Raw genomic sequence first — 12,877 nt, 5'->3', positions numbered from 1 at the left:
GCGGCAATCCGCCGACGATCAGCTAGGCGGGCGCGAGACGCATTGGGCCGAGTACAGCTCCTCGCCCAGCTTCTCCATCAACTCCAGCTGCGTCTCCAGGTAGTCGATGTGCTTTTCCTCGTCGGCCACGATCTTCTCCAGCAGGATGGCGCTGGTGCTGTCCTGCTTCTCCCGGCACATGATGATGCCCGGCTTGAGCCGGTCCATCACCTCGTATTCGATGGCCAGGTCGGCCTCGAACTGCTCGCGCAGCGTCTGGCCGATGCGCAGCGAGAAGAGGCGCTGGTAGTTCGGCAACCCGTCGAGCAACAGGATGCGATCGGTGATCTCCTCGGCGTGGCGCATCTCGTCGAAGGACTCGGCGCGGGTGTGCTCGGCGAGCTCGGTGAAGCCCCAGTTGTCCTGCATCTTGGAATGCAGGAAGTACTGGTTGATGGCGGTGAGCTCGCTGGTCAGCTGCTCGTTGAGCAGGCGCAAAACATCCGGGTCGCCTTGCATGATCGCTCCTACGGTCGAAGGGGGCTGTCACGTCGGGCCGCCGGGAGGTGGGCCGGGCCGGGGCACATCCTGCCGGGGGTTACCAGCAGCACTTTGCCACGCCGATTTCGAATCTTCCAGCAAGGTTTGGCTGCGCTCAGTGGGTCGCTGGGTGGGTGCCGGGCATGACTTAGGTCACCCATGGTTAGGTTAGACTCCACTAATCTTCTTAGGTTAGACTCCACTAATATGAGGCTTGTTCGTTCGGCTTTCGCCCGCGTGGGGAGGGTGCGCTGATGTACGTATGCCTCTGTGTCGGGGCCACCAATCACATGGTGTCCGACGCGGTAGCGCGGGGCGCGTGCACGTCGAAGGAGGTCGCCGCCGCGTGCGGGGCCGGCGCCGACTGCGGGCGCTGCAGGCAGACGCTGCGCGCGATCATCGCCGCGGCGCGCCAATTGGAGCCCGCGCCGTAGCGAGCTGCCGCTCAGCCTCTTTTGTTGAAATCGGCCAGCGCCGCCGCGTTGGCTTGCGCGCCCATCAGCTCGGCGAAGTGAGCGTTTTCCCGCGCGCTGGCCGCCGCGATGTCCGGGCGGACGGGTTCGACCATCGTGTGCTTGACGGCCATCAGGCTCGAAATCGGCTTGGCGGCAAGGATTTCGGCGTGCCGACGGGCCTCGGGCAGCAGGTCGTCCGGCTCGCACACCCGCCAGACCAGGCCCATCCGCAACGCCTCGTCGGCGTCGACCCATTCCGACGACATCAGCAGCCAGGCGGCGTTCTGCCGGCCCACCAGCTGCGGCAGCAGGTATGACGAAGCCGCCTCGGGGGCGACGCCCAGGCTGGTGAACGGGCATTTCAGCCGGGCGGTGGAGGACATGAACGCCAGGTCGGCGTAGCCGAGGACCGTGGCGCCGATCCCCACCCCGACGCCGTTCACCGCGCAGATCAGTGGCTTCGGAAACGCGCTGAGCGCGTCGATCAACCCGGTGAAGCCGTGCTTTCCCGGGGTGAAGCCGGGGTCGCTGATCCGCGCCTGCATCTCGGCGAGGTCGGTGCCGGCGCTGAAGCCGCGCCCGGCACCGGTCAACAACACGACGGCGACGTCGGGATCGTTGGCGGCGGCCAACAGAGCCTCGGCCGTCGCGTCGTAGAGGGCTTCGTTGAACGCGTTGAGCGCCTCGGGCCGGTTCAGGGTCAGGGTGCGCACCCGTTTGTCGTCGTCGATCCGCAGAATCACGGGTGCAGCCTAACGGGTGGTGGATTACCCGTTGCTGTAGACGCGGGTCGGTTCGATCAGCACCACGGCGCGCCGCTCGTCGGCCATCACCCGGTCGTACTCGTCCCAGTTGTCGTGCGTGCCGCCCGCCGCGGTGAAGACCTCGCGCAGCAGCAACCGCAACCGGTCGGCGTCCGTCAGCCAGGGCTGCGCGTCGTCGGGCCCGGCCAACTCGGCGCGGCCCTCGACGGTGGCCCACTGCCAACCGTTGCGAAACGTGACCGCCAGCTGCGGCCGGGCCCGGAGGTTGGCGAGTTTGACCTTGCCGTACGTGGTGAAGCCGAGCGACGGCCGGCTGGTGGCCGGGTGCGGCAACAGGCCGACGTTGACCAACGAAGCCTGCACGGTGCCGTCGGCACGAACGGTGGACACCACCGCCAGGCCGCTTTCGGCCGCCGCCAGCGCCACCGCGTCGTCGAGTGTCGTCATGCGCTGTCCTGTCCTGTGAAGGGCGACCGGAACACGTACCGGCTGGTCGGCACGGTGTCGATGTTCTCGTTGGCGCCAAATGCGGTTGTGCTGGCGACCATCCGGCTCAGGCGGTCCTGCAGGTCGGCGTCGTCGGCGGCGCCGAAGAACGCCTTCAGGTCGGTGATTGCCTCCGCGGGGAACAACTCCTCGACGATGCCGGCGATTCCCGGGGCCCCTTCGGTGAGCGTGCGTACCACCCAGTTCTGGGTGTAGCCGAACGTCGACGGGGTCTCGATGGCCACCGACGTGTGGTCGCGCTGCCAGCGGGTCAGCCAGGTCTCCTGGTCGAGGGCGGCCGGCCGGCGCAGCAGCGCGATGTTGGCCAAACCCGGTGTGCGAGCGCCGGATTGGACGGCCGGCCCGGGCAGCGGGACCGACTCCGTCACCAGGTAGGCGCCCAGCAGCTCACATTCCCTGCCGAGCAGGTCCAGCGCGGCCGCCGTCTGCTTCCCGTAGCACTGCTGGGTCCACAGGCTGACGACCGCGGCGACCGGCGGGTCCAGCGTCGTCAGCGTCATCAACGAGTGCCGGACCGAGCCGTCACGGACGTTGACGGCCAGCCCCGGCACGCCCAGCCCCAGCAGCGCATCGGCGACCGGGCCCCGCTGCCGGGCGCACCACTCGTCGTCGGCGTCGGCGCGCATGAGTACCGCGATGACCTTCTCCATGGGCTGAACCTACAGGGCCGCTGGGCGATCAGGCCGCCGCCTACTAATTGAGTGTGAAGCTAGGGCTTTCGGCGTGAAGCTACGGCTTTGAGAGTGAGCCCACGGCGGGGATTTCGCGATTTCGACGCCCTCAGCTCACACCCAAAGCCAACGATTCACACCCCAACCTGCACACCGCCGCTAGGTGATCAACCCCTACGTGACCAGCCGGACCTTGTGCTCGCCGCCGACCGACTCGCCGATGATGCCGGCGAGCCGCCGATAGGATTCGTCGCGCCCGCTCGAGGAGCGGAACACCAGGCCGATCCGCCGGCCGGGGCGGGGAGTCGCGAACCGCGCAAGCCCGAGCCCGCCGCGCGCGGCCTCCACCGCCACCGCGCTCTGCGGGATCAGGGTCACGCCCAACCCGCCGGTCACGCACTGCACGGCGGTCGCCAGCGATGCGGCCCGGGTGTCGGCGAGCTCGGCGGGCACGCCCGCCTTCTTGCAGACGTCGAGGGCCTGATCGCGCAGGCAGTGCCCCTCGTCCAGCAGGAGCAACGGCAGCCGCGCCAACGCCGCGGCCGGCACCCGGTGCCGGCCGGAAAGCGGATGCCCCGGCGGGACCGCGAGCAGGAAATCCTCTTCGTAGATCGGTATCTCGGTGACCCCGGGGGCATCGGCGGGCAGCGCGATCAGCGCTGCGTCCAGTGCCCCGTCGCGCAGCGCCGCCAGCAGTCGTTCGGTCTGGTCCTCCACCACCCGCAGCGTGAGCGCGGGCAGGCGACGCGCCAGGCCGGCCAGCACCGCCGGCAGCACGTAGGGCGCCACGGTGGGGATCATCCCCAGTCGCATGGTGCCGTGCAGCGGGTCCGATGCCCCCGCCGCGGCGCCGGCGAAGGCCTCCACCGCCTCGGCGACGGCTTGGGCGAACGGTAGGAGTTGCATGCCCTCGGTCGTGACGCGGACCCGCCGCGTCGATCGCTCGATGAGGCGGGTGCCGACGCCGGCCTCCAGCGCCGCCAACGCCTGCGACAGCGTCGACTGGCTCACGCCGAGAGTCGTTGCGGCGCTGCCGAAGTGCCGCTTCTCGGCGACCGCGACGAAGGCGCGCAGCCCGGCAATGGTGGGCTGATAACTCTTATCGGGCATGCCAATAAGTATAGTGCGAAATATCACTTTTACTTCTGACTGGATTCCCGGCATCATGGGTGCAGAAGGCTAATCTTGAGTAGATCCAGATAAGGAACGGACATGGCACTGCTGACAATCGGCGACCAATTCCCCGCGTACCGGCTCACCGCGCTGATCGGCGGCGACCTGTCGAAGGTGGACGCCAAGCAACCGGGCGACTACTTCACCACGATCACCAGCGACGACCACCCCGGCAAGTGGCGCGTGGTCTTCTTCTGGCCCAAGGACTTCACCTTCGTGTGCCCCACCGAGATCGCCGCATTCGGCAAGCTGAACGACGAGTTCGAGGATCGCGACGCGCAAATCCTGGGCGTCTCGATCGACAGCGAGTTCGTGCACTTCCAGTGGCGCGCACAGCACGAGGACCTCAAGCAGCTGCCCTTCCCGATGCTCTCCGACATCAAGCGGGAACTGGTCCAGGCCACGGGTGTGCTCAACGACGAGGGCGTCGCGGACCGGGTGACCTTCCTCGTCGACCCGAACAACGAGATCCAATTCGTATCGGCGACCGCGGGATCCGTGGGGCGTAACGTGGACGAGGTGCTGCGGGTCCTGGACGCCCTGCAGTCCGACGAGCTGTGCGCCTGCAACTGGCGCAAGGGTGACCCGACGCTGGACGCCGGTGAGTTGCTCAAGGCTTCTGCTTAGGCCCGATCGCGACCCGACTGAAAGAAGCGAGATGACTGTAGAGACTCTCAAGGCCGCGCTGCCGGAGTACGCGAAGGATCTCAGGCTCAACCTCTCCTCGATCACCCGCAGCACCGTCCTGGACGCCGAGCAGCTCTGGGGCACCCTGCTGGCCAGCGCGGCGGCGACGCGAAACACCCAGGTGCTGAACGAGATTGGCACCGACGCCGCCGAGAGCCTGTCCGCCGAGGCGTACCAGGCGGCGCTGGCGGCCGCGTCGATCATGGGCATGAACAACGTCTTCTACCGCGGTCGCGGCTTCCTCGACGGCGCCTACGACGACCTGCGCGCCGGGCTGCGGATGAACGTCATCGCCAATCCGGGTGTGGACAAGGCGAATTTCGAACTCTGGTGCTTTGCGGTGTCATCGATCAACGGGTGCTCGCACTGCGTGGTCGCCCACGAGCACACGCTGCGGGAGGCCGGGGTGAGCCGGGAGACCATCCTGGAGGCGTTGAAGGCCGCGGCGATCGTCGCCGGTGTGGCACAAGCGATTACCGCCTCGCAGACGCTGGCCGCGGTCGGCTGACCGCCGCGACGTGACTCGTTCATGACCCCGGCTTGGGTCGCACACGCGATCTGGTGGCAGGTCTATCCCCTGGGTTTCGTCGGCGCGTTCCCGGCGCCTGTGGGATCGGGGCCGCCGGGCCCCGGCGAGCACCGGCTGCGCCGTCTCGTCGATTGGTTCGACCACGCCATCGCGCTGGGGGCATCGGGGATCGCGCTGGGCCCCATCTTCGCCTCGCGCACACACGGTTACGACACCACCGATCACTACCGCATCGACCCGCGCCTCGGCGACGATTCCGACTTCGACCATCTCGTCACCGAGGCGCGCCGCCGCGGGTTGCGGATCCTGCTCGACGGCGTGTTCAACCACGTCGGGGTGGACTTCCCCCGCTACCGGGAGGCCGCACCCGGTTGGTTCAGCGGGGATACCTTCGAGGGCCACTCCGAGCTCGTCACCCTCAACCACGCCAACCCCGAGGTCGTCGCCTACACCGCGGACGTCATGGCGCACTGGCTGCGGCGCGGCGCCGACGGCTGGCGACTGGACGCCGCTTACGTTGTGCCGCAGGAATTTTGGGCCGCGGTATTGCCGAGGGTCCGCGAACAGCATCCGGACGCCTGGTTCGTCGGCGAGCTCATCCATGGCGACTACGCGGCGGTGGTCGACGCGGCCGGGTTCGATTCGGCCACCCAGTACGAGCTGTGGAAGGCGATCTGGAGCAGCCTCAACGACGCCAACTTCTTCGAGCTGGACTGGGCGTTGCAGCGGCACAACACCTTTCTCGCCGGCTTCGCCCCGCTGACCTTCATCGGCAATCACGACGTCACCCGGATCGCCAGCCGGCTGGAAAACCCCGCCCACCTGGCCCACGCGCTGGTGCTGCTGCTGACGGTCGGCGGCGTGCCGAGCATCTACGCCGGCGACGAGTTCGGCCTTCGCGGTGTCAAGGAAGAGCGATACGGCGGGGACGACGCGGTGCGCCCCGAGTTCGGCTCTCCCCCAGCGCCATTGGACGCATTCGGGGCCGAAGTGTGGGAGCTGCACCGCTACCTCGTCGGGCTGCGGCGCCGGCACCCGTGGCTGCATTCGGCGGCGACCACCGCGCTGCGGCTGGAAAACCGGTGCTACGTCTACGCGACCCGCAGCGGCAACGACGCGCTGCTGGTCGCGCTCAACATCGACGACGACCCGCTGCGGCTGACCCTGTCCGAGCTGGGCCCGGCGCGGGCAGAGGTGGTCGCCGGCTCGGCGGCCCCGCCCCAGGACGTCGTCGAGACGGTGGTCGTCGAGCCCAACGGCTGGCGCATCCTGCGCCCCGCCTAACGGGTCAGCCGCGCCACGGTCAGCGGATCCTGCTCGCCGTCGTAGTACTTCTCGAGCAGCGCGACGAAGTCCCCGTTGTCGTCGGTGGCGCGGACGAACAGCGTCATCGACGAACGCAGCTTGAGGTCGTCGGGCGAGCCGAAGATCTCCCCGATCGAACGGCCCCGCACCCCGTTGACCAGTTGGGTGCACTCGTGCAGTCGCGGCCCGAGCACCTCGTGGCGCAGGTAGGCGCGGGCCTCCTCGAGGGAGCCGATGCCGTAGTGGGCCGCCATCGGGCTGCTGCCCAGCCCGCGCAGTTGCGGGAACACGAACCACATCCAATGACCGCGCTTGCGGCCGTCGCGCAACTCGTCGACGACGCCGCGGTAGACCGGGGCCTGCGCGTCGACGAAACGCTTCAAGTCGAAGGGGTCGGCCGCCGACGTCATTCCACTACGGTTGCACACATGGCGGTCAAGCGGCGAGTGCCCAAAGTGCGCGATCTGGCACCGCTGCTCAAATTCAAGCGACCCCGGCTCGATTCGACCGAGCGCCGCCTCGACGCCGCGTTCACCGTCGAGGACCTGCGACGGATCGCCAAGCGGCGCACCCCCAGGGCGGCGTTCGACTACGCCGACGGCGCCGCCGAGGACGAGCTGTCGCTGCGGCGTGCCCGACAAGCGTTCCGCGACATCGAGTTTCACCCGACCATCCTGCGCGACGTCAGCAACGTGACCGCCGGCTGGAACGTGCTGGGCCAGCCCGTCGTCCTGCCGTTCGGGATCGCGCCGACCGGATTCACCCGCCTGATGCACACCGAGGGCGAGATCGCCGGGGCGCGGGCGGCGGCCCGGGCCGGGATCCCGTTCTCGCTGTCCACGCTGGGCACCTGCGCGATCGAGGACCTGGTGACCGCGGTTCCCCAGGGGCGGAAATGGTTTCAGCTGTACATGTGGCGCGACCGCGAGCGCTCGATGGCGCTGGTGCAGCGCGCGGCCGACGCGGGCTTCGACACCCTGCTGGTCACCGTCGACGTGCCGGTCTCCGGGGCGCGGTTGCGCGACAACCGCAACGGGATGACGATCCCGCCGACGCTGACCCTGCGAACCGTGCTCGACGCGGTGCCGCACCCGAAGTGGTGGTTCGACCTGCTGACCACCGAGCCGCTGGCGTTCGCGTCGCTGGACCGCTGGTCCGGCACCGTCGGCGAGTATCTCAGCACGATGTTCGACCCCAGCCTCACCTTCGACGACCTGGACTGGATCAAGGCCCGGTGGCCCGGAAAGCTCGTCGTGAAGGGCATCCAGACCCTCGACGACGCCCGCGCCGCCGTCGAGCGTGGCGTCGACGGCATCGTGTTGTCCAATCACGGTGGCCGCCAACTGGATCGGGCCCCGGTGCCGTTCCACCTGCTGCCCACGGTCGCGCGCGAGCTCGGCAAGGACGCCGAGATCCTGCTGGACACCGGCATCATGTCGGGCGCCGACATCGTCGCGGCGATCGCGCTGGGGGCGCGCTGCACGCTGGTCGGGCGGGCCTACCTGTACGGGCTGATGGCCGGCGGCGAGGCCGGCGTGGCCCGCGCCATCGATATCCTGCAGACCGGGCTGATCCGGACGATGCAGCTGCTGGGCGTCACCTGCCTGGAAGAGCTTTCGCCCGCGCACGTCACGCAGCTGCGGCGGCTGGGCCCCGTCGAGCTGCCGGACTGACGCCGGGAAAGCCGGCCCGCAGTCCCCGGCGGGAACAAACCACGTCCCCCAAAGGTTGAGCGCAACAGACTAAATCTTTGGAGGATGAGTGTCCCAAGCCAAATCGGTGCCGGTGCTGTTCGTCACCGACACCATCGTTTTACCCGGCATGGTCGTGCCGATCGCCCTGGACGACGCCGCGCGGGCTGCCATCGACGCCGCCCGGGCCAGCGAGTCGGGGCAGCTGCTGATCGCCCCCCGGCTCGAGGACCGGTACCCGTCGCACGGCGTGATCGCCAAGATCCTGCAGGTGGGACGCATCGCCGGCGGCGGCACCGCCGCGGTGGTGCGGGGTGAGCGCAGGGCGCAGATCGGGGCCGGGGCAAGCGGACCGGGCCCGGCGCTGTGGGTCGAGGTGACCGAGGTCACCGAGGGCGAGCCGACCGACGAGGTCAGGGCGCTGGCCGCCGAGTACAAGAAGTTGCTGCTGGCCATGCTGCAACGGCGCGAGGCCTGGCAGATCGTCGACTATGTCAACAGCCTGACCGACCCGTCGGCGCTGGCGGACACGTCCGGCTACGCGTCGTATTTGACCGAGGTGCAGAAGCGGCAACTGCTGGAGACGGTGGATGTCGCCGAGCGGCTGCGCGTCCTGATCGACTGGACCGGCGACCACCTGGCCGAGGTCGAGGTCAACGACAAGATCGCCGAGGACGTGCGCGAGGGCATGGAGAAGACGCAGAAGGAGTTCCTGCTGCGTCAGCAGCTGGCGGCGATCCGCAAGGAGCTCGGTGAGGGCGAGCCGGACGGGTCCGACGACTACCGGGCCCGCGTCGAGGCCGCCGACCTGCCCGAGAAGGTGCGCGAGGCCGCGCTGCGCGAGGTCGGCAAGCTGGAACGCGCCAGCGACCAGAGCCCGGAAAGCGGCTGGATCCGCACCTGGCTGGACACCGTGCTGGATTTGCCCTGGAACGTCAGGACCGAGGACTCGACGGACCTGAGGGCGGCGCGGGACATCCTGGACGCCGACCACCACGGGCTGGACGACGTCAAGGACCGCATCGTCGAATACCTGGCCGTGCGGACCCGCCGCGCGCAGCGCGGGCTGCAGGTCGTCGGGGGCCGCGGCTCCGGCGCGGTGATGGTGCTGGCCGGTCCACCCGGCGTCGGCAAGACGTCGCTGGGCGAGAGCGTGGCCCGGGCGCTGGGCCGCAAGTTCGTGCGCGTCGCGCTGGGCGGCGTGCGCGACGAGGCCGAGATCCGCGGGCACCGGCGCACCTACGTCGGGGCGCTGCCCGGCCGGATCGTGCGCGCGATCGGCGAGGCGGGATCGATGAATCCCGTTGTGCTGCTTGACGAAATCGACAAGGTCGGCTCCGACTACCGCGGCGACCCGAGCGCGGCGCTGCTGGAGGTGCTCGACCCGGCGCAAAACCACACGTTCCGCGACCACTACCTGGATCTGGACCTGGACCTGTCCGATGTGGTGTTCCTGGCCACCGCCAACGTGATCGAGAACATCCCGTCGGCGCTGCTGGACCGGATGGAGCTGGTGGAGCTGGACGGCTACACCGAGGACGACAAGGTCGCCATCGCCCGCGACTACCTGCTGCCCCGGCAGCGCGAGCGGGCCGCGCTGGGCGACGACGAGGTCACGGTCACCGACGCCGCGCTGCGCAGGATCGCCGCCGACTACACCCGCGAGCCCGGGGTGCGGCAGTTCGAGCGGCTGCTGGCCAAGGCGCTGCGCAAGGTGGCGACCAAGCTCGCCGGGGACGGCGAGCCGAGGGCCGGCATCGTTGTCGACGAGCCCGACCTGGTCGGCTACCTGGGCCGGCCGCGGTTCACGCCGGAGTCGGCCGAGCGCACCGCGGTGCCCGGCGTGGCCACCGGCCTGGCCGTCACCGGCCTGGGTGGCGACGTGCTCTACATCGAAGCGGGCGCGACCGACGGTGAGCCGGGCCTCCAGCTCACCGGTCAGCTGGGTGACGTGATGAAGGAGTCGGCGCAGATCGCGCTGTCCTACGTGCGCTCGCACGCGTCTGAGCTGGGCGTCGACCCCAAGGCGCTGGACCGGCGCATCCACGTGCACGTGCCGGCCGGAGCGGTGCCCAAGGACGGCCCGTCGGCCGGTGTGACCATGGTCACCGCGCTGGTGTCGATGGCCACCGGGCGCCACGTCCGCTCCGACGTCGGCATGACCGGGGAGGTCACGCTCAATGGGCGGGTGCTGCCGATCGGCGGGGTGAAGCAGAAGCTGCTGGCCGCCCAAAGGGCCGGCCTGTCAACGGTTTTCATCCCGGCGCGCAACGAGCCCGACCTGGACGACGTGCCCGCCGAGGTGCTCGAGGCGCTGACCGTGAAGCCGATGACCGACGTCGGTGAGATCGTCGCGCAGGCGCTGGAGCCCGCGGCCGAGGCGGCGACCGTCGCGGCCTGACGCCGCCCGGCTCACAGCGAACATGTTTCAGCTTCCCCCGGGCCCGGGTACGCCCCGGTGCAGAGGGAGGACCGGCCGGGGGGTTTCACCTCTGCCCGTGTCAGCAAAGACGCGGGTGACGAACCACAAATCAGCGCCGTGAGGCCGCCGGACGGCGGCCGAACGGCTCGATAAGGAGTTCATTCATGAGGTTGAACAGAATTGCTGCTAGTGCCGCCATTGCAGGGTCTCTGGGGTCTGCGGCGCTCGGAATCGGTGCCGGGCTGGCGCAGGCCGACCCGAATGGCCCGAACGTGCCGGGGCCGGTGCCGGGCCCGAACGTGCCCGGCCCGAATGTGCCGGGGCAGGGCCCGAATGTGCCGGGCCCGAATTTCCCGGGGCAGCCGATTTGTAACGGTGGACCGGGCGTGAACTGCAACAATCCGGGCACTCCCCTTCCGCCGGGTCAGCGCCCCGCGCCACCGCCGGGACACTACAACGACCCGGTCGGCTATGGGCTTCCGGCGACCTGGACGTACAACGGTCAGAACAACCTTCCGGTCGTGTACAATCCCGCGGTAAACGCGTGGGGTGTCTTCACGACCGACGGTCAATTCCACGTGTACACGGGCCCCGAGGGAGCCGGGGCCGGGTTCGGAACCGGGGCAGGGGCCGGAACAGGTACCGGAGCAGGACCGGGCAGCTAAAGGCTGACGTTGACGGCCACCCCCAAGCCATGGGGGTGGCCGTTCTCGTCTGCGGCAGAATCGGCAGGCATGGCTGACATTCGGGATCTGAAACGGCAGATAGTGCATCGCGTGCAGCGGCTGGTGGTCAATCCGATCGGCCGGCAATTGCCGGTCACCATGCTCGAGACCACCGGCCGCAAGTCCGGACAACCACGGCGCACCGCGGTCGGCGGAAGCGTGGTGGACAACCAATTCTGGATGGTCTCCGAGCACGGTGAGCATTCGGACTACGTCTACAACATCAAGGCCAACCCCGCGGTGCGGGTGCGCATCGACGGCCAGTGGCGAACCGGAACCGCGCACCTGCTGCCCGACGACGACCCACGGCAGCGGCTGCGCAGCCTGCCGCGGCTCAACGGCGTCGGGGTGCGGACGATGGGCACCGACCTGCTCACCATCCGCGTCGACCTGGACTGACGCGGATCATGGCCTACGACGAGGACCTGGCCAACCGGATCCGCGAACTGCTCGGCTCCGAGCGGGGCGTCGAGGAAAAACGCATGTTCGGTGGCCTCGCCTTCCTGATCAACGGCAACATGTCGGTGGCCGCCAGCGGGCAGGGCGGCCTGCTGGTGCGGGTGCCGCCGGACGACGGCGACAAGCTGGCCGACCGCGCCCACGTCAGCCCGATGGTGATGGCGGGCCGACCGGCCCGCGGCTGGTTGCGCGTCGACAGCGAAGGCGTGAAAACCAAGCGCCAGCTTCAGGGTTGGGTGGCCCGCGGAGTCGGCTACGCGCGCGGCCTGCCCCCCAAATAGCCGCGGCGGGCAGCCCGGTTTGCCCGGGAACGGCGCGGGTACGCGGGCCGGTATGGACAAGTGGCTGGCGCGGCGGCTTCTCGACGTCGCCGGGACGACGTACGCCGCCGAGGCCGGCATCCGGGTCAAAGACAAACCGATGCCCCTGTTCCAGTTGCTGGTGCTGTGCATGCTTGCCAGCAAGCCGATCGACGCCACCACCGCCATGCGCGCGGCCCGCGAGCTTTTCAAGGCCGGCCTGCGGACCCCGAAGGCCGTCCTGGCCTCCGACCGGCGCACCATGATCAGCGCGTTCGGCCGCGCCCACTACGTGCGCTACGACGAGAGCTCGGCCACCCGGCTCACCGGCATGGCGGAGCGGGTGCGCGACGAGTACGGCGGGGATCTGCGCGAACTCGCCGCCCGCAGCGGGCACGACGTCGCCGAGGCGAAGCGAATGCTCAAGAAGTTCAAGGGAATCGGCGACACCGGCGCCGACATCTACCTGCGCGAGGTGCAGGACGCCTGGACCTGGGTGCGCCCGTACTTCGACGACCGCGCAACCGCCGCGGCGAGGCAACTGGGCTTGCCGGCCGACGCCGCGAAGCTGGCAGCGCTGGCGCCGCGCGCCAACGCGCGCCTGGCCGCCGCGCTGGTGCGGGTGGGCCTGGACGACGACCTGCGCCGGCGGGTGACCGGTTGAGCGGCCG

15 protein-coding genes are annotated in these 12,877 nt (G+C 69.4%); 9 read left to right on the top strand and 6 right to left on the bottom strand.

Translation table 11 applies throughout. The features are described from left to right. Positions 1-18: 18 nt before the first annotated feature. Positions 19-498 carry a bacterioferritin gene (bfr, locus tag AC5Y6X_RS17380; protein WP_324676828.1) on the bottom strand — a complete coding sequence of 160 codons (480 nt, stop codon included), beginning with the start codon at positions 496-498 and terminating at the stop codon, positions 19-21. Between the two features lie 275 nt (positions 499-773). Here bfr and AC5Y6X_RS17375 point away from each other — a divergent pair, with 275 nt between their 5' ends. Continuing rightward, positions 774-953, top strand: coding sequence for a (2Fe-2S)-binding protein (locus tag AC5Y6X_RS17375; protein ID WP_324676826.1), 180 nt, complete (start codon positions 774-776; stop codon positions 951-953). A gap of 11 nt (positions 954-964) precedes the next feature. Here AC5Y6X_RS17375 and AC5Y6X_RS17370 read toward each other — a convergent pair whose 3' ends face one another. The 4 genes from AC5Y6X_RS17370 to AC5Y6X_RS17355 all read right to left on the bottom strand — a co-directional run bounded on the left by AC5Y6X_RS17370 (position 965) and on the right by AC5Y6X_RS17355 (position 4,026). After that, positions 965-1,717, bottom strand: coding sequence for an enoyl-CoA hydratase/isomerase family protein (locus tag AC5Y6X_RS17370; protein WP_499987857.1), 753 nt, complete (start codon positions 1,715-1,717; stop codon positions 965-967). Between the two features lie 24 nt (positions 1,718-1,741). Continuing rightward, positions 1,742-2,185 (bottom strand): PPOX class F420-dependent oxidoreductase, encoded by a 444-nt coding sequence (locus AC5Y6X_RS17365; protein WP_499987855.1) that lies wholly within the window; start codon positions 2,183-2,185, stop codon positions 1,742-1,744. Then, positions 2,182-2,895 carry an EthD domain-containing protein gene (locus tag AC5Y6X_RS17360; RefSeq protein ID WP_499987853.1) on the bottom strand — a complete coding sequence of 238 codons (714 nt, stop codon included), beginning with the start codon at positions 2,893-2,895 and terminating at the stop codon, positions 2,182-2,184. Before AC5Y6X_RS17360 ends, AC5Y6X_RS17365 begins: the two co-directional genes overlap by 4 nt. Positions 2,896-3,090: 195 nt before the next feature. Next, positions 3,091-4,026, bottom strand: a complete 936-nt coding sequence (locus tag AC5Y6X_RS17355; RefSeq protein ID WP_499987851.1) for a hydrogen peroxide-inducible genes activator — start codon at positions 4,024-4,026, stop codon at positions 3,091-3,093. 102 nt (positions 4,027-4,128) lie between these two features. Between AC5Y6X_RS17355 and AC5Y6X_RS17350 the strand changes: the two genes are divergently transcribed. The 3 genes from AC5Y6X_RS17350 to AC5Y6X_RS17340 are packed head-to-tail and all read left to right on the top strand — an operon-like array spanning position 4,129 to position 6,589. Further along, positions 4,129-4,716: a peroxiredoxin gene (locus tag AC5Y6X_RS17350; protein ID WP_499987850.1), complete on the top strand. Its 588-nt coding sequence runs from the start codon at positions 4,129-4,131 to the stop codon at positions 4,714-4,716. Positions 4,717-4,747: 31 nt separating this feature from the next. Then, on the top strand, positions 4,748-5,284 hold the full coding sequence (gene ahpD, locus AC5Y6X_RS17345; RefSeq protein WP_499987849.1) for an alkylhydroperoxidase, AhpD family: 537 nt from the start codon (positions 4,748-4,750) through the stop codon (positions 5,282-5,284). A gap of 21 nt (positions 5,285-5,305) precedes the next feature. Next, complete coding sequence (locus AC5Y6X_RS17340; protein WP_499987848.1) at positions 5,306-6,589, top strand: alpha-amylase family glycosyl hydrolase; 1,284 nt, start codon at positions 5,306-5,308, stop codon at positions 6,587-6,589. Here AC5Y6X_RS17340 and AC5Y6X_RS17335 read toward each other — a convergent pair. Then, positions 6,586-7,020 carry a DUF1810 domain-containing protein gene (locus AC5Y6X_RS17335; protein WP_499987846.1) on the bottom strand — a complete coding sequence of 145 codons (435 nt, stop codon included), beginning with the start codon at positions 7,018-7,020 and terminating at the stop codon, positions 6,586-6,588. The genes AC5Y6X_RS17340 and AC5Y6X_RS17335 overlap by 4 nt on opposite strands. 18 nt (positions 7,021-7,038) lie before the next feature. Here AC5Y6X_RS17335 and AC5Y6X_RS17330 point away from each other — a divergent pair, with 18 nt between their 5' ends. The 5 genes from AC5Y6X_RS17330 to AC5Y6X_RS17310 all read left to right on the top strand — a co-directional run bounded on the left by AC5Y6X_RS17330 (position 7,039) and on the right by AC5Y6X_RS17310 (position 12,870). Next, positions 7,039-8,283 carry an alpha-hydroxy acid oxidase gene (locus AC5Y6X_RS17330; RefSeq protein ID WP_499987845.1) on the top strand — a complete coding sequence of 415 codons (1,245 nt, stop codon included), beginning with the start codon at positions 7,039-7,041 and terminating at the stop codon, positions 8,281-8,283. Positions 8,284-8,371: 88 nt separating this feature from the next. Next, on the top strand, positions 8,372-10,702 hold the full coding sequence (gene lon, locus AC5Y6X_RS17325; RefSeq protein ID WP_499987844.1) for an endopeptidase La: 2,331 nt from the start codon (positions 8,372-8,374) through the stop codon (positions 10,700-10,702). Between the two features lie 755 nt (positions 10,703-11,457). Next, positions 11,458-11,847 (top strand): nitroreductase family deazaflavin-dependent oxidoreductase, encoded by a 390-nt coding sequence (locus AC5Y6X_RS17320; protein WP_499987842.1) that lies wholly within the window; start codon positions 11,458-11,460, stop codon positions 11,845-11,847. An 8-nt stretch (positions 11,848-11,855) separates the two neighbouring features. Then, positions 11,856-12,188, top strand: a complete 333-nt coding sequence (locus AC5Y6X_RS17315) for a TfoX/Sxy family protein (protein WP_324676802.1) — start codon at positions 11,856-11,858, stop codon at positions 12,186-12,188. Positions 12,189-12,240: 52 nt separating this feature from the next. Next, positions 12,241-12,870, top strand: coding sequence for an HhH-GDP family DNA glycosylase (locus tag AC5Y6X_RS17310; RefSeq protein WP_499987840.1), 630 nt, complete (start codon positions 12,241-12,243; stop codon positions 12,868-12,870). Positions 12,871-12,877: the final 7 nt, after the last annotated feature.

It is taken from the genome of Mycobacterium sp. NGS26 (assembly GCF_059813025.1).
This window is presented reverse-complemented; position numbering and strand designations above follow the sequence as displayed.